Source organism: Streptomyces sp. YGL11-2 (assembly GCF_050054615.1).
Taxonomy (GTDB): domain Bacteria; phylum Actinomycetota; class Actinomycetes; order Streptomycetales; family Streptomycetaceae; genus Streptomyces.
In genome coordinates this window covers 151040-167930 of record NZ_JBNHIN010000002.1, presented here as the reverse complement: position 1 = coordinate 167930, position 16891 = coordinate 151040, and the positions used below count along the sequence as shown (strand labels likewise).

11 protein-coding genes and 1 pseudogene are annotated in these 16891 nt (G+C 67.6%); 4 read left to right on the top strand and 8 right to left on the bottom strand.

Translation table 11 applies throughout. The annotated features are described in order from the left end of the window. Positions 1-157 precede the first annotated feature (157 nt). The 3 genes from ACO1BR_RS03050 to ACO1BR_RS03040 all read left to right on the top strand — a co-directional run bounded on the left by ACO1BR_RS03050 (position 158) and on the right by ACO1BR_RS03040 (position 3251). Complete coding sequence (locus ACO1BR_RS03050; RefSeq protein WP_426793460.1) at positions 158-1228, top strand: AAA family ATPase; 1071 nt, start codon at positions 158-160, stop codon at positions 1226-1228. After that, positions 1225-2325 (top strand): ParB/RepB/Spo0J family partition protein, encoded by a 1101-nt coding sequence (locus tag ACO1BR_RS03045; RefSeq protein ID WP_426793459.1) that lies wholly within the window; start codon positions 1225-1227, stop codon positions 2323-2325. Before ACO1BR_RS03050 ends, ACO1BR_RS03045 begins: the two co-directional genes overlap by 4 nt. Positions 2326-2633: 308 nt before the next feature. After that, positions 2634-3251 carry a GNAT family N-acetyltransferase gene (locus ACO1BR_RS03040; RefSeq protein ID WP_426793458.1) on the top strand — a complete coding sequence of 206 codons (618 nt, stop codon included), beginning with the start codon at positions 2634-2636 and terminating at the stop codon, positions 3249-3251. 87 nt (positions 3252-3338) lie between these two features. Here ACO1BR_RS03040 and trxA read toward each other — a convergent pair whose 3' ends face one another. The 8 genes and pseudogenes from trxA to ACO1BR_RS03000 all read right to left on the bottom strand — a co-directional run bounded on the left by trxA (position 3339) and on the right by ACO1BR_RS03000 (position 15114). Next, on the bottom strand, positions 3339-3665 hold the full coding sequence (trxA, locus tag ACO1BR_RS03035; RefSeq protein WP_426793719.1) for a thioredoxin: 327 nt from the start codon (positions 3663-3665) through the stop codon (positions 3339-3341). Positions 3666-3714: 49 nt separating this feature from the next. Further along, entirely contained in the window at positions 3715-4689 is a 975-nt protein-coding gene (trxB, locus tag ACO1BR_RS03030) for a thioredoxin-disulfide reductase (RefSeq protein ID WP_426793457.1), read from the bottom strand. A gap of 113 nt (positions 4690-4802) precedes the next feature. After that, complete coding sequence (locus ACO1BR_RS03025) at positions 4803-5741, bottom strand: hypothetical protein (RefSeq protein ID WP_426793456.1); 939 nt, start codon at positions 5739-5741, stop codon at positions 4803-4805. Beyond that, positions 5738-6421, bottom strand: coding sequence for an RNA polymerase sigma factor SigM (gene sigM, locus ACO1BR_RS03020; protein ID WP_426793455.1), 684 nt, complete (start codon positions 6419-6421; stop codon positions 5738-5740). Before sigM ends, ACO1BR_RS03025 begins: the two co-directional genes overlap by 4 nt. 453 nt (positions 6422-6874) lie before the next feature. After that, a pseudogene (locus ACO1BR_RS03015) lies at positions 6875-7473 on the bottom strand (transposase); the annotation flags it as partial. A 1305-nt stretch (positions 7474-8778) separates the two neighbouring features. Continuing rightward, positions 8779-10491, bottom strand: coding sequence for a serine/threonine protein kinase (locus tag ACO1BR_RS03010; RefSeq protein WP_426793454.1), 1713 nt, complete (start codon positions 10489-10491; stop codon positions 8779-8781). A 107-nt stretch (positions 10492-10598) separates the two neighbouring features. Next, positions 10599-12809, bottom strand: coding sequence for a murein biosynthesis integral membrane protein MurJ (gene murJ / locus ACO1BR_RS03005; protein WP_426793453.1), 2211 nt, complete (start codon positions 12807-12809; stop codon positions 10599-10601). A 46-nt stretch (positions 12810-12855) separates the two neighbouring features. Further along, complete coding sequence (locus ACO1BR_RS03000) at positions 12856-15114, bottom strand: DUF6049 family protein (RefSeq protein WP_426793452.1); 2259 nt, start codon at positions 15112-15114, stop codon at positions 12856-12858. Between the two features lie 248 nt (positions 15115-15362). Here ACO1BR_RS03000 and ACO1BR_RS02995 point away from each other — a divergent pair, with 248 nt between their 5' ends. After that, on the top strand, positions 15363-16838 hold the full coding sequence (locus ACO1BR_RS02995; RefSeq protein WP_426793451.1) for a CCA tRNA nucleotidyltransferase: 1476 nt from the start codon (positions 15363-15365) through the stop codon (positions 16836-16838). Positions 16839-16891: the final 53 nt, after the last annotated feature.

Here is a 16891-nt window from a genome sequence, read left to right as displayed (position 1 = left end):
TCACGTGAAACGTCGTTCTCTGCTGCAAGGGATCATCGGCCGTGGTCGTGCGGCTACCGCGCCGCGCGACCGGAAACCCGCAAGGGTCACGAAAGCATCCACAGATGTGGATTCATCCACAGGAGAACGGACCTCACTGGTTCACGGTGCCGAAAGCATGGCAGGCTCTGACCAATGCGAGCCTGATGTCGAGGAGAGTGAATCCTTGCGGTCCGACGCCAACATCGCGGGACCGATGACCGATCCGGTCCCCGGTCCCCGTAGCGAGTCGTTCGGGGACGACGTTTCACGTGAAACGCCGCCCCCGATGGACAACACCCCGATCGGTCGTGCAGCTCAGCTGGCGGTAGAGGCAATCGGCCGCGGGGGTGAGGCGCTGCCCCGACCTGAACAGACCCGGGTCATGGTGGTCGCCAACCAGAAGGGCGGGGTCGGCAAGACCACCACCACGGTGAACCTGGCGGCCTCACTGGCGCTGCACGGGGCCCGGGTACTGGTCATAGACCTTGACCCCCAGGGCAACGCGTCGACGGCTCTGGGTATCGACCACCACGCCGAAGTGCCGTCCATCTACGACGTGCTGGTCGAGAGCAAGCCACTCTCCGACGTGGTGCAGCCGGTGGTGGAAGTGGAGGGCCTTTTCTGCGCCCCTGCCACGATCGATCTGGCCGGTGCCGAGATCGAGTTGGTCTCACTGGTCGCGCGCGAGAGCCGGCTGGACCGAGCTATCAAGGCGTATGAGCAGCCGCTGGATTACATCCTCATCGACTGTCCGCCCTCGCTCGGGCTGCTGACCGTGAACGCCCTGGTCGCCGGCGCCGAGGTACTGATTCCGATTCAGTGTGAGTACTACGCGCTGGAGGGCCTGGGGCAGCTGCTCCGGAACGTCGACCTGGTGCGGGGGCATCTCAACCCCAAGCTCCATGTCTCGACGATTCTGCTCACGATGTACGACGGGCGTACCCGGCTCGCGTCACAGGTCGCCGATGAAGTGCGTAGTCACTTCGGCAGCGAGGTGCTCCGTACGAGCATCCCGCGCTCGGTCCGCATCTCCGAGGCACCCAGCTACGGGCAGACGGTGCTCACCTACGACCCGGGATCCAGTGGCGCGCTTTCGTATCTCGAAGCGGCCAGAGAGATCGCGGTGCGTGGCGCTCCGCAGACGGGGGGCCAGGGCCTGAGTGTGAACTATGAAGCACAGCACAGCATCTCGGAGGGGACTCAGTGAGCGAACGACGTAGAGGGCTGGGCCGTGGGCTCGGTGCGCTGATCCCCGCGGCACCGCAGAACACGGACCCTGCCGGGCCCACAGCGGGACGAGGAGCGACGTCACCGTCGTCCGTGCCGGTTCTGGCCTCGGAACGAGGAGTAGCGGCTGCCAAGGTCGCTTCGCTGCCGACGCCCGGTGTTTCACGTGAAACAGAGGCACCGGCCGAAGCGGAGAAGACCGCGGAAGCCGTGTCAGAGGTAGCGGGTGCCCACTTCGCCGAGGTGCCGCTGGATGCGATCCGGCCGAACCCGCGGCAGCCGCGTGAGGTTTTCGACGAGGATGCCCTCGCGGAACTGGTCACCTCCATCAAGGAGGTGGGGCTGCTCCAGCCGGTGGTGGTCCGTCAGCCCGCGCCTGGCAGCTACGAGCTCATCATGGGCGAGCGGCGCTGGAGGGCATCCCGTGAGGCCGGGCTGGAGAAGATCCCCGCCATCGTGCGAGCCACGGAAGACGAGCGGCTGCTGCTCGATGCGCTGCTGGAGAATCTGCACCGGGCTCAGCTCAACCCGTTGGAAGAAGCTGCCGCCTACGACCAACTGCTGCAGGACTTCAAGTGCACGCATGACGAGCTGGCCGACCGGATCGGGCGTTCGCGTCCGCAGGTCTCCAACACGCTGCGGCTCCTGAAGCTGTCGCCGGCCGTACAGAAGCGGCTCGCGGCAGGGGTGCTCTCCGCCGGACATGCCCGTGCCCTGCTGTCCCTGGAGGACTCGGAAGAGCAGGACCAGCTTGCGCGCCGGATCGTGGCGGAGGGGCTGTCGGTCCGCTCGGTCGAGGAGATCGTCACGCTCATGGGCTCGAACCCTAAGAGCGCGAGCAAGGCGAAGGGGCCGCGAGCCGGCGCCCGGGTGTCCCCCGCGCTCACCGGTCTTGCCTCTCGGCTGTCCGATCGCTTCGAGACCAGGGTGAAGGTCGACCTCGGCCAGAAGAAGGGAAAGATCGTCGTCGAGTTTGCCTCCATGGACGATCTGGAGCGGATCCTCGGCACCCTCGCTCCCGGCGAGGGATCGGTGCTGGGAAAGTCGCTGTCCGAGGAGAGCGGCGAAGAAGAGTGACCTGATCCATTCGGCCTCAGGGCGGGCCGTGTTCCGGAGTGGATACCGGAACACGGCCCGCCCTTTGCTTTCCGGCAGTACCCGTGCCCGTAAAGGGTGGATACGATGCGATCGGGTATGGCACGCATCCACGTGGAGAGACCTCACACTGAGGAGAGGGCCATGCGATCAGTGAGCCGCACCGGACTGCTGGCGGCGGGCTTCGGCCTTGCAACCATCGGAGGGTTCGTGGGTGGTCTGCTCAGGGAGCAGGCGGCGCTGACTGCGCTGCGTGGTGCGGCAGGCGAGGGAAGCGAGGACCTGGTTCCATGGGCCGTCGGCTCGTACCGCTTACGCTGGACAACCTTCCGGATCTCCCCAAGCGCTGCCGCTCCTGCGTCTTCTGGGAGCTCGACCCCGTCAGCGGCGAAGCCGCGGTAAGGGCGGGCCGGCCAGAGCTGGAGAAGGAAGCCTGGATCTCGGCGGTGCTGCTGGAGTGGGGATCCTGCGGGCGCGTCGTCTATGTCGATGAGGTGCCGGCCGGGTTCGTCATGTACGCCCCGCCGGCTTATGTGCCGCGCTCTCTGGCCTTCCCCACCAGTCCGGTGTCGCCGGACGCCGTGCAGTTGCTGACGGCGTGGCTGACGCCTGGTTACCAGGGGCAGGGGCTGGGCCGGGTGATGGTGCAGACGGTTGCCAAGGATCTGATTCAGCGTGGCTTCAAGGCCATTGAGGCGTTCGGTGATGCTCGCTGGACCGAACCGGCATGTGTGCTGCCCGCCGATCATCTTCTCGCGGTGGGCTTCAAGACGGTCCGCCCCCATCCTCGCTTTCCGCGGCTGCGGCTCGAACTGCGGACCACGATCTCGTGGAAGGAAGATGTGGAGCTTGCATTGGACCGGCTGCTCGGAGCGGTCCAGAAGGAGCCTGCCCTCCGGCCGCTCTAAGTCGGTCTGCGCGTCGCGTTTCACGTGAAACAGGCCCGCCCCCACGGAGGGGGCGGGCCTGTTTCACGTGAAACGCGACGGCGTACCTCAGGCGAGGTAGTCCTCAAGGTCGCGCTCGATGGCTGCCTTCGGCTTTGCGCCGACGATGGTCTTGACGACCTCGCCGTCCTTGTAGACGTTCATGGTCGGGATGGACATGACGCCGTACTTGGCGGTGGTCGCCGGGTTCTCGTCGGTGTTCAGCTTCGCGATGACGATCTCGTCATGCTCGGCGGCAATAGCCTCCAGGGAGGGGGCGACCTGGCGGCACGGACCGCACCAGGTGGCCCAGAAGTCCACGAGGACGGGCTTGTCGCTCTTGAGGACGACCTCTTCGAAGTTGGCGTCCGTCACAGTCACCGTGGCGCCGGCCATGGCTATCTCCTTCATGGGGTGGGTGGTGGGAAAGCTGGGGGTACTCGGATCAGGCGGAGGCGGTCTTCTCCGGCTCGGCCGTGGCCTCACCGTCCGAGAGCGCAGCGAGGAAACGCTCGGCGTCGAGGGCGGCGGAGCAGCCGGTGCCGGCCGCAGTGATGGCCTGACGGTAGGTGTGGTCGACAACGTCGCCGGCGGCGAAGACACCCGGCAGGTTCGTCCGGGTGCTGGGCGCCTCGACCTTGAGGTAGCCGTCGTCGTCGAGGTTCAGCTGACCCTTGAACAGCTCGGTCCGCGGGTCGTGGCCGATCGCGATGAAGAGCCCGGTCACCGGGAGCTCGGATGTCTCGCCGGTCTTGACGTTGCGCAGGGTCAGACCGGAGAGCTTGTTCTCCCCGTGGATCTCGGCGACCTCGCTGTCCCACACGAACTTGATCTTCGGGTCGGCGAAGGCACGATCCTGCATCGCCTTGCTGGCTCGCAGAGCGTCGCGGCGGTGGACGACCGTGACGGACTTGGCGAAGCGCGAGAGGAAGGTGGCCTCCTCCATCGCGGTGTCGCCACCGCCGATGACGGCGATGTCCTGGTCCTTGAAGAAGAACCCGTCGCAGGTCGCGCACCAGGAGACGCCGCGGCCGGACAGCTCGTCCTCACGGGGCAGACCGAGCTTGCGGTGCTGGGAGCCGGTGGCGACGATGACCGCCTTGGCGCGGTGCACGGTGCCCGCGGTGTCGGTGACGGTCTTGATCTCCTCGGAGAGGTCGACCGAGACGATGTCGTCCGGCACAAGCTCGGCGCCGAAGCGCTCGGCCTGGGCGCGCATGTTGTCCATCAGGTCCGGCCCCATGATGCCGTCGCGGAAGCCGGGGAAGTTCTCCACGTCGGTGGTGTTCATCAGCGCACCGCCGGCGGTGACGGCGCCTTCGAAGACCAGAGGGTTCAGGGACGCGCGGGCGGTGTAGAGCGCTGCGGTATATCCCGCGGGCCCGGAGCCGATGATGATCACGTTGCGGACGTCGCTCACGGGTGTCTTCCTTGTCTCTGCCGACGGCTTGCTGGGGTCTCGGAACTCTCACCCCACCCAACGGATCCTAAGGGGCGAGCATTCCCGGAGTGCCACAGCGCACATCCCGTATCTCAGTCTCGCCGATACGAGTGGGTCAGCAGGACCTTCCCGGGTGCCGGCGGCGTGGCTGAGACACACGAGGCGGTGACGACATAGGCGGAGACGCTCTTCGGGTCGGACGGATGCGGCAGTACCACGAGGAAGGCGTCCTTACCCTCGTACATGCTTCGGCTCGATGCCAGCGGGGTCTCGGGACGCCCGATGCCCTCGCGCACGCACGACGGGACGGTGTTGGCCTCGCCACGCAGCGGCGTCTGGGGAGAGCTGCGGGTCCCGATCTCCGGAACCTTGTGCGACTGGGTGGACGCGAGCAGGTCGTGCACATGCGACCCGAGCGATGCGGCGGTCAGTCCGCCCGAACCAGCCGCGCCGGCCGAGGACACGCTGTCCTTGCCGGCCTGGGTGCCGCTGGTGGTGGCGCTCTGCATGAGAAGGCCGCCGATGCCGAACACCGCTGCTGCCGCCGCGGTGCCGAGCAGGACCCGGGGCCAGAGCCGCGAGCGTGCCGGGCGCCTCGGTGTCTGACGGCCCGGTCCGGAGGAGCCACGGGGCCGGTCGGCCGGGCGGGCGGGCGGCACCTCGCGTCGGGGCGCTTCCGTCTCGGTTTCACGTGAAACGGTGACGGCGGCCTTCCGTGTTTCACGTGAAACCGTCGACGTTTCATGTGAAACGAGCGTCTCGGGCCTGGCAGCGGTGGAGTCCAGCAGCGCCTCTGCTGCGAGGGCCGCATCGATGCGTCCGGCGACATCGGCAGGCATCCGCATCGGCCCCGGGAGTGTGCCGAGCAGCCCCCGGATTTCCTCCAAGGAGGCATGGACGTCTTCGCACAGCGCGCAGGTCGCGAGGTGATCTCGCAGATCCGCGGTGCGAGAGGGGGACAGCAGCCCACCGGTGAGATCGGAGATCTCGGAGACCTCCGGGTGCTCACCTGTGCCGGTCGTCGACGTCACGCTCGCCCACCTCCGCCCTTCACGGCACCTGTTCCCTTCGGCCCTGCCGTCGGTGGGACGGATGTCCCCTGCGCCCGGTTCCTTCCCCCGCTCGCGGGATTGCTACCCCCGTCGTCGCCGCGCAGATGGGTGACCAAGGGCAGGAGGCGAGCTCGGCCGCGTGAACATCGGCTCTTCACCGTCCCGGTCGGAACGCCGAGGATCTCGGCGGTCTCCGCGACGGAGTATCCCTGCATATCGACGAGCACGAGGGCGGCGCGCTGCTCCTCGGGGAGGGTGCGCAGCGCGCTGAGCAGTTCCCGGTGCAGGTCCTGGCGCTCGGCCGGGAGGGCTGCGGACTCCTCGGGGTCGAGAAGCTGCTCCAGGCGCTCGGTCTCGGCGACCGGAGAGGTGCGGCGCGAGGCGGCTTTGCGGGCCCGGTCCAGACAGGCATTGACCGTGATGCGGTGCAGCCAGGTCGTCACGGCGGACTGGCCGCGGAAGGAGTGTGCGGCGCGATAGGCGGAGACCAGCGCGTCCTGCACGGCATCGGCGGCTTCCTCACGATCGCCGAGGGTCCGCAGTGCCACCGCCCAGAGCCGGTCGCGATGCCGCCGGACGATCTCCCCGAACGCGTCGCGGTCGCCGGCGACATGGCGAGTGAGGAGGTCCTGATCACTAGAATCCTCCAGCAGGCCCACCCATATCCCCCTCTCGCCTAGTGACGGAACCCTTGAAGCGTTGAGCTCCGGAAGACATCGCGGTGAAGATCGTCGACCTGTCGCCGCGTCACCTATGAGCCTCCGAGCTTGCAGCAACCTGACACGCCGCTCTTCATGGTAGGCAGGGACGGGGAGGACTGCTAGGAGCTCATGGAATCGTAGACGTGTGATCTTCCACCTTGGCCCCCTAAAGGGTGCGTAACTGCTTTTAACCCTCAGGATGAGGTTCGCGGCAGTGTCACCTCACTATTGTTTTTCTACTCCATCTCGGCTCGCAAAGATCCGAAGTTGTCCGATGAAATTTGTTTCATTCTGCAATTTCGGCTGGCTCGCACGCTGGACTGGCTCGTGTGTCGCGATCTCCGTTGCGCATGCGGAATAATCCAACCTCACTCAACGCGACCTGTGGGCGTTTTCGTTACGGCGGCGGCTATCGGTGCGACAGTTGGAGCCCGCGTTCCCCGGCCACAGCAGTCCCGCCACTGGCTCTCCGGTCCCGTCTCGGCCGTGGTCGACGAACCCCGTCAGCGGGCGGCGAGGGCCTTCATTCAGGTCGTGGGCGTCTTGCTTGTCGGAGTGCGCGATGACGAGCGCCCCGTCGAGGTCCAGGATCACCTGCCCACCGGCGTTCGGCGCTGAGGCGACAACCAACTTCCAGACACGCTGGCATACTTCGGCGCGGGCGGTGCGGATCGCGGCCAGGGCGCGCTTGCCGCCTGAGTGTGTCGATCAACTGGGAGACGGTCGGATCGGGGCCGTCGGCCCGAACACGTCGGGTCCGGGCCGCAGCACGCCCACATCGGCCAGGCAGTCCCCGCCGACGGCGACCGCGGGCGCGACATTCAGAAGGGTCTTGCCCACATCGTGTACTGCCCGCGGATTGTGCCACCGCGACAGTGCCGTCGATATCGCCTGATCCAGAGCGGTCTTGCGGGCCGTTTCGATCAACAGCACGGCGATGCTCTGCGAGAGCACCCGCGGTCACCGTCCTCGATGCGGACACGCGGGTACGACCCGATAGTGTTCTTCACCGGATAAGTTCCTCCGGCGATTGCGGGAACGAGGGCCTCGACAATCCTCATTCTTGCCAGTCAGAGGAGAGCAGCGAATGGGCACCGTACTCGCGAAAGTACGAGGCCAAGAGTAGCCGGAAGCACGGGCAGCGTCGGGTTCAGCGCCTGGATCTGCATCTTGTCGTCGGCCGGCAGAACTACCGCGCTGCCCGGCGAGGGTAGGTGCCGCTTGACGATGTTGGTGACCTTTGCCGTGAACGCCAGCTTTTTGGAGAGTTCGATGTTTCCCGACCGGAAGGGCTTCAGATTCTCCTCGCGTCAGACGCGGGCGATGTACTCGACATACCGAATCTTGGTGCGGTCCACGGTCCACGGTCCGCGCGGACACAGCGAGTTCTGTAGGTTCCGCAGTGGCGAAGCGAGGCGTTTTCTCGGTGCGACTGTGGCCAGCGCTCCTCTTGTGGGGTCCGGCTGACCTGCCGCCAGGTCTCTCCCGTATCTCGGAAGAACCTCAACCTGAATTTCTGCCCGATGCGGAAACGGCGCACCTGCGTCCTGAAACTGATGTCTTCGTGGACGGAACGATGGCCTTCCGAGTCGTCAGAAGGCCATCGCATCTTGTGATGCTAGCTGCGTCCCTGAGTGTCCTGGGAGACGACGAAGTACTTGCCGCACTCGCCCCCGAACCTCCACGTTCCGCGACCCGTCCACGCGCCGTATATCGTCTTGCCGTTGCTGCAGTCAGTGACGGCGCGAGCCTGGCCGCTCTTGACGGTGCAGGTCGCGCTCCAAGAGTTGACGGTCTGCTTCCAATTGCCACAGCTGTAGTTGCCGGCGGCGGACGCGGGGGTGGCGGTTGCCAACCCGCCGATGAGGAACGTAGTGGCCACAGTTGCCGTTGCAGCATGGCGAAACACAGTGCGCTTCAAGACAGCCTCCCCTAGGTGCCCGGTCGGGCGAATGTTGATGGTTGCGCACGCCTCAGTGAGCGCTAGTGATCATCATAGACTCGGGCTGTGGCCTTTATGGTTCGAGGGTGCCATGGTGGGGCAGGGCGAGGGTGGCCTCGGCGATGAATTCGTCGAGCGGAGCCGGTCGGTATCGCATCCTCGCCGACGCCCCACGTGATACCCCGTCATCTTAGGAGGCTCCGAAGCTCCATACTGAGCAGCAGCGATAGCTAACTGCAATCTGGAGTATCAGGCGGTTCAAGGACGCAAGCCCCCCAGGGGTTGCGTCCTTTGGTCGGCCGCTTGTCATGAAGCATCCACCAAAAAATCCTAGTGGGATTTCTATGGGCTCCCGGGTTGATATTCCGTAAGGTCAGCCGAGAATTTGGATTTCCGAAATGCCGCCCCGGAACCAATCGGATGTGCCATCAGTGGGAAGTTCCGTAATGTGGATCAGTACATACCGAGACTGTACTGACTGATCGAGTTTCACGTCCAGCCGGTCACCAGCCTTTTGGGGCTTGGAAAGACTTCGTGAGAAATCGCTGAGTTTCGTCGGGTTCGCTGTGGAAGGCGCCGCTGCGCGGATTTCCACAGTCTGGCCTGGTCGATACATGCTGACGTGTATCTCGGAGATGTCTTTGGTGCTTCCGAGGTCAACGATGATGCCGCTGCCGTCTGCGCGCGACGGCAGGTTTCCGAAGTTTGGCCAGCTCTTAAAACGCTTTGTCACCCAGGCGGTACTCGGGTCGTTGTCCGTAGCGTTGTGCGCTTGTTCCCCGGAGAAAGGCTCGGACAGGGGGGAGAACTCTGTGGCGCCCTTGATTGAGAGAGGCTTTGCTGCGGGCTTCTTCGCGCCGCCGCTTGGCTGTGAGGTCCCCGGGTCGTCCTGGTCGCTCTCCCGCTTCAGCAGGGTGTCCGCAAGCTGCCAACTGCCCAGGCCCAGCGCCGCGATGAGCAGCGCGGAGACGGACCACTTCAGCGCCCGGCCGGTACGGCTCTGAAGCGGGGGCGGCGGCGGGGTGATCGCCTGCGTCGGCCGGCCGGACTGGCCGTTGCGGGCCGGCGACTGGCCGTACGCGCCTTGCTGGTGGCCGTTGCGCGGGTACGGCGGCGGGGTGGAGAACGCCGTCTCCGGAGGCCGGATGCGGGGCATCGCCGCGACGGCCTTGGCCAGCTCCTCCGGGGTGGTGCACGGCTGTTCCTGGCGCGAGGCGGTGGCACCGTCGTTGTTCACCGCGCGCATGGCGAGCTCGGACAGCCCGCGGTGGACCCCTGCCCGCACCTGGTCGGGCGCGATCAGCCCGACGCCCTTCGGCAGGCCGGTGAGGCCGTAGGCGTCGTTTTCGTAAGGCCAGCGCTGGGTCAGCGCGGCGTACAGCAGGGCGCCGATCGCCTCGGTGTCCGTGCGCTGCGGGTGCTCGCACGTGATGCCGCGCAGCGCCGCCATGACCGCGAGGCCGCGGATACGGTACTGCCCGGACTCCGTGCGCAGCACCGAGCCGGGAGTGAGCCGCAGATGGGCCAGGCCCTCGCGGTGCGCGGCGGCCATGGCCTGGGAGACCTGGCTTACGAGCTGGTAGGCGTCGTGCGGCTCCAGCGGGCCGGAGGCGAGCACGGTCGTCAGCTCGGTGGCGTCCGGCAGCCACTCATGGACGACGTAGACGAGGTCGTTCTCGTCGACGGCGTCGAGGACTTGGACGAACCGGGGGTCGCCGAGGAGCGCGGAGGACCGGGCCGCAGCGAGCACCGGGCGGGCCCGTGGATGGTCGGCCGGCAGGATGTGCACGCCGACGGCCCGGCGCAGCTTCTCGTCGACCGCGCGCCAGCTGCTGAATCCGTCCAGACGGGTGACGCACTCCTCAAGGCGGTAGCGTCTCGCGAGCTTGTGGCCGCTGTGCAGTTCCGGTGGCTTGGAATCGGTCGCCTCGGCACCGTTTTCATCGGTGCCTGCGGCGTGCTGTTCCTTGCCGGATACCTTCTCGGCCTCCGCGCCGTCGCTCGTGGCCTGACCCGCCTTGGCGGTCAGCGGCTCTTCGCCGCTCGTGTCGGCCACGTCGACGGCAGCCGTGCTCCGTTCCGCCACCGTCGTTCCTGCCTCCCCATCCGTTGCAGGCTCAATGAGCCAAGACAATTGTGCCCACAGTCCGCCACTATGCACGACACACGGTGGCAGCCGATGGTTGTGCTCGGTCAGCGCCCCAGCTTGGACCGGACCATGCCGACCAGGGCATTCAGCTCTTCGATGCGCATTTTGCGTGCGGCGACGTAGAACACGGCCAGAAGTGCGGCGGCACCGCCGATGAGACCGGCCAGCGAGCCGAGGAATCCGCTGCCGAGGGTCTGCATGACGCCGTACACCACGGCCCCGGAGATGATCGTGGCAGGGATGCTGGCGCCGGCCAGCCGCGCGTACGTCCGCACGACGTGCGCGGTGTCCAGGTCTCCGCCCATCCGCTTGCTCAGCCGGCGCCAGGCCACGCCGACGCCGATCACGTAGGCGAGACCGTAGGAGGCCGCCATGCCGATCACGGCCCAGCGGGCGGGCAGGACCAGGAAGCAGAGAGCGGAGGCGGCGGCGTTGACGGCGGCGACGATCACCGTGTTGTAGAAGGGGGTGCGGGTGTCCTCGTACGCGTAGAAGGCGCGCAGGACGACGTACTGCACCGAGAACGGGATCAGCCCCACGCCGAAGGCCATCAGCATGTACCCCATCGGGATGCCGGCGCCGGACGAGCCGTAGACCAGCGTGCACAGCGGGATGCCGAGGGAGAGGAAGCCGAACGAGATCGGGACGATGGCGACGGCCGAGGTGCGCAGCCCCTGGGACATGTCGTCCCGGACCGCGCCGGTGTCGCCGTCATGCGCGGACCGTGCCAGCCGCGGGAGCAGTGCCGCCATCACGGAAACGGTGATGATCGCCTGCGGCATGTTCCAGATCAGCTGGGCGCTGGCGTACGAGATGAAGCCGGTGCCCGGGTGGCCCTGCTGGTCCGCGGTGTTGCCGGCCCAGGTCGAGAGCTGGGTGACTACCAGGACGCCCGCCTGGTTGGCGAGCACGAAAAGGACCGTCCACTTGGCGAGCTTGGCGGCCTTGCCCAGGCCGTGGCCGCGCCAGTCGAAGCGCAGCCGGAGCTTGAAGTCGGCGTCGCGCAGATACGGGATCATCGCCAGCGCCTGGACCACCAGGCCCAGGAGGGTGCCGATGCCGAGCAGCCGGATGCCTTCGGCGGGGATGGTGGTGACGCCGATGTGCGAGGTCTTCGCCGTGCCGTAGACCCCGATGAACAGGCCGAAGGTGGCGATCATGACGATGTTGTTGAGGACCGGGGTCCACATCATCGCGCCGAAGCGGCCACGGGCGTTGAGGATCTGCCCCATCACGACGTGCAGGCCCATGAAGAAGATCGTGGGTACGCAGTAGCGGGTGAAGGCGACGGCGACCTCGTTGGCCGCCGGATCGCGGGAGATGTCGAACGAGACGAGCTTCACCAGGAGCGGCGCCGCGAACACCGCCAGCACCGTCAGCGCGCCGAGGACCACGATGACGAGGGTCAGCAGCCGGTTGGCATACGCCTCGCCGCCGTCCTCGTCCTCCTTCATCGCGCGTACCAGCTGCGGGACGAAGACGGAGTTCAGACCGCCGCCGATGGTCAGGATGAAGATCATCGTCGGCAGCTGGTAGGCGACCTGCCAGGAGTCACCGAGTACCGCGCCGCCCAGTGCCGCGACGATCAGCGCCGAGCGGACGAAGCCGGTGAGCCGGGACACCATGGTGCCGGCGGCCATCACCGCGCTGGACTTCAGCAGTCCGGAGGCGCGGCCACCGGACTGCTTGCCGGCCGCCGCCACGGGGGCGGGCTCGGGCTCCGCCGGGGCCTGCTGCGGTGCGGGCTCCGTGCTGGGCGGCGCGGCGGCCACCGGCTGCGCCACGGAGGACGGCGCCGGGCGCGGTGCCTCGTGGGGCTGCTGCTGATCCCGGAAGAGATGCGCGAACGCGTCCTGCTCGGGACGCCCGCTCTCGCCCTGGGCGGTCAGCTCCTCGCCACCGGTGAACTGCATGGTCTCGGCGGCGTCGCCGTATGAAAGATCGTGGGCCGGGGCCTGTGGAGCGGGCGCCGGGGGCGTGGACCACTGCTGCGGGCCGGGAGTGGGCTGAGCGGTGGGCGGCTGGTGGTAGAGGGCGTGCGCGGGCTGTCCCGGCGGCGGAGGCGCGGCGTGGTCGTAGAACGCGTCGGCCGCCGGATCCTGGCCCGTCGGGTCCTGCGTGTGCTGCAGGTCGTTGCGGTAGGCGTCCTGGACAAAAGGGTCCCGGTCCGCGGGCAACGGCGGCGTCGGAGGGACCGCCCCCGAGGGATCGCCAGGGGCGCCCCGGCCGCGGCCACCGTCATACGGCGCATTCATCGCTGCCCCACCTCATCCGTCGCCGGCCATCCGGCCCCGTCATATATCAACGGTCCACTTTCTCACCTGTGCCGGACGGGCCGGACTTTTCCGATCCGGTGTCCGGCGAGCGGTCACTCGGCTGCTCGGGCTTGTCGCCGCCCGTTCCGCCGTTGTCGCCGTTCGCGCCTGCTGTGCCGTCGGAACCGTCGTTGTCCTCGTCGTCGGGCCCTTCCTCGGCGTCCTCGGCGGCGGCTCGCTTGCGCTGGAGGTAGATCCGTACGCCGGCGAGGACGAGCAGCAGCACACCGCCCGCGATGACGAGCATCACAGTGGCGGTGATCTCCGTGACGTTCACCTGGAACGTCATGGGGTCACCGTAGGGCTTGCCGTCCGCGGTGTAGAGCTGGGCCGTCACCCAGGCGCGACCGTTGGCGTTCGCCGTGGTGTCGAACTTGAAGGACTGGCTGTGCCCGCCGTCCACCTTGATCTGCTGCGACGGCCCCACGTCCAGGCGGTTGGACTGGGACGAGGTCAGCCGCAGCGTCATGCCCGCGACGCCCTGGAGCAGGTTGTTCTGGACCGTCACCGGAATCGTGGCGCTGCGCCCGGAGAGCGTCGCCTCCGACTTCTGGATCAGGTGCACCTTCTTGGTCAGACCGTCGAGGTAGCTGCGCACGGAGTCGCGGAAGCTCGCGGCTCCCTTGGGGTCACCCCGCCACTCCGTCGACATCTCGCGCATTATGGCGTTGCCGAACGGGGTGACCACGCGCTCGGGCTGGGCCAGGATCACCTGGAAGTCGTCGAGTGCGGCCTGGGTGTCCTGGATCTGCCGGAAGGCGTCCGTGGGGAGCTCCTGGCGGCGCAGCGACGACGGGTACGTGGCGCGGCTCGGGATCTGGCGGCTGGCGGCGGGGTCGGGCTTGGCCTTGGCCGCATCGCCGAGCTTCAGCGTCTCGGTCCAGCCCACCGAGTCCAGATTCCGCAGTGCGCTGGCCATCGTCTCGGCCTGGCTCGCGGACGGCATGCGCTGCGGCGCGACGACGATGCTGCGCTGCTGCTCCGGGTCCTGGAGGCCGATCATCTGGGCCTGGGCGAGGAACTCCTGGATCGCGCGGCTGGCGTTACCCGACTTCGACATATCGCCCTCGAAAGCCCGGGAGAGCTGCTCGTCGGTGACGATGGCGGTGTTGCCGCCGCCGATGGGCCGGGCCGCGGTCGGGGTGTAGGGCAGGCCGCTGTCGCCCAGGCTGTCGCTGCGCGTGATGACGTTGTGTGCGCCGGCCGACGTGGCGACGTCGATGATCGAGGAGTCGATCGCGCCGTTCACCGGCCAGGTGAAGTCGGTGCGTGGCTTCACACCGAGGATGGTGTCCACGGTCTTCGAGGCGAGATCGGTGGCCGGACCGAGGTGGCTGAGTGCGCTGGGCACGCTCTTGCCGTGGTGCGCGAGTGAGGCGAGATCGGGGTCACCGAACGGCAGGGCGACGACCTCGTGGCCCTTCACGGCGTCTTCGAGGTCGTTCAGCCACTGCTTGGCGACGGCCTGGTTCTTGCCCATCGGGCCGTCCGGGCCGTTGACCCGGTATGGCTTGGTCATCGCGTCAGCGGTCGCGAGCAGGTCGGGATCGATGACGAAGGTCACCGGGAGGTTCTTGCCGAGCGTGACCATCTGGTGGAGCCGGCCGCCGGGCGCGATCTCCGCCGCGAGATCGTCGTTGCGGAAGACCGGGGTCTGCTGGGCGTCGGCGCCGGTCTCCGCGGTGAGGTGGGTGGACGAGATCAGCGGCCACAGGTACGTGAGCTGGGTCTTCTTGGCCGGGGCGGCGTTCTGCCAGGGGAGGAAGGTCCGGTCGATGCCGAGGACCTGCTCGTACGAGGAGCTCTGGGTGTGCCCGGACAGCGTGACGCCGAGCGGATACACACCGTCGTCGCCCAGGCCGAGGTCGTTGACCGGAACGCTGAGGGTGAACGGCTTGCTGGTGCCCGGATCCAGCTTGTCGATCTTCTCGGTGTGCCCGTCGATCTCCTTGCCGTCGGCGCCCGGCAGATATCCGGTGCGCTGGGTCACGGCTTCGATGGAGCTGCGATCGCTGAGTGCGGCGCCGCGGTGCAGTCCGACGTGTGCGTCGGTGATCGGCGCCTTGCCGTCGTTGGCGAGCGTGCCGGAGACGGTGACCGTGTCGTCCTTCCCGGGGGCGGACGGGGACATCGCGTTGATCGTGACGCTGACCGCGCGGGAGCCTGTCGGGGCCGCCTCGGCGGAGGGGGTGTGCGGGAGCTGCAGCATTCCCACGAACAGGGGCACTCCGGTGAGCAGTGTCACGGTCCTGCGCAGCCATCGACCACGCGGCCGTTCAGTCGCCTGGAACCCTGCCGCATCGGCCACGCGCTCGCCCGTCCCTCGTCGTCGTCAGTGGTCGTCGGAATGTGCGTCCACGAATGGTAACGAGGCCCGGCACGCCGTAGTGCCGGGGACTGCTCCACATGATCGCCAGGGCGGGGCCGCTCATGCCTGTCCCCTATTTATTGACGTGACGCCGGCCGCTGCGCGGCCACGTACCCTTTTCTGTTGTGCCGAACGCCAACAATGACTTCCCCACCCCGCGGTCCGAGCGGGCTCCGCAGTCGACGAACGCGCTCAACCACGTGCAGCGCCGTGCCGTGAGTGAGCTGCTGCGGGTGTCCCCCGTCGCGGACGACCTGGCCCGTCGCTTCCAGGAGGCCGGGTTCACGCTTGCCCTGGTCGGCGGATCGGTCCGGGACGCGCTGCTCGGCCGGCTCGGCAACGACCTCGACTTCACCACCGATGCCCGGCCTGAGGACGTACTGAAGATCGTCCGGCCGTGGGCGGACGCGGTCTGGGAGGTCGGCATCGCCTTCGGCACGGTCGGCTGCAAGAAGGCATCGTTCGACATCGAGGTCACGACGTACCGCTCCGAGGCGTACGACCGCACCTCGCGCAAGCCCGAGGTCTCCTACGGCGACTCCATCGAGGACGATCTGGTCCGCCGGGACTTCACGGTGAACGCCATGGCGGTACTGCTGCCGCAGAAGGAGTTCGTCGATCCGCACGACGGCCTGGAGGACCTGGCGGCCCGTGTGCTGCGGACCCCGGGGACGCCGCAGGAATCGTTCTCCGACGACCCGCTGCGGATGATGCGCGCGGCTCGCTTCGCCGCCCAGCTGGACTTCGAGGTCGCCTCGGACGTCATCGCCGCGATGACGGCGATGTCGGACCGTATCGAGATCGTGTCCGCGGAGCGGGTGCGCGACGAGCTGAACAAGCTGATCCTGGCGGCGAACCCGCGCAAGGGGTTGCGGCTGCTGGTGGAGTCCGGGCTGGCGGACCGGGTACTGCCCGAGCTGCCCGCGCTGCGCCTGGAAAGTGACGAGCATCACCGCCACAAGGACGTCTACGAGCACACGCTGACGGTCCTGGAGCAGGCCATCGACCTGGAGGAGAACGGGCCAGATCTGGTGCTGCGGCTGGCGGCGCTGCTGCATGACATCGGCAAGCCCAGGACGCGGCGCTTCGAGAGCGACGGCCGGGTCTCGTTCCACCACCACGAGGTGGTGGGGGCGAAGATGACCAAGAAGCGCATGTCCGCCCTGAAGTACTCGAACGACATGATCAAGGACGTTTCGCTTCTCGTGGAGCTCCACCTGCGCTTCCACGGATACGGGATGGGTGAGTGGACGGACTCCGCGGTCCGCCGTTACGTGCGCGACGCCGGCCCGCAGCTGGAGCGCCTGCACAAGCTGACGCGCTCGGACTGCACCACACGCAACAAGCGCAAGGCCGCGGCCCTGTCGCGTGCGTATGACGGGCTGGAGGAGCGCATCGCGCGACTCCAGGAGCAGGAAGAGCTGGACGCGATCCGCCCGGACCTGGACGGCAACGAGATCATGCAGATCCTGGGCATCAGCCCGGGGCCTGAGGTCGGCAAGGCGTACAAGCAGATGCTGGAACTGCGGCTGGAGCATGGCCCCATGGAGCGGGAGGCCGCGGTGGCCGCGCTCAAGGAGTGGTGGGCTGCTCAGGGCTGAGGCCGCTCAGGCCGCGCGCGTGAAACCGTCGCTGTTTCACGTGAAACGGGGCG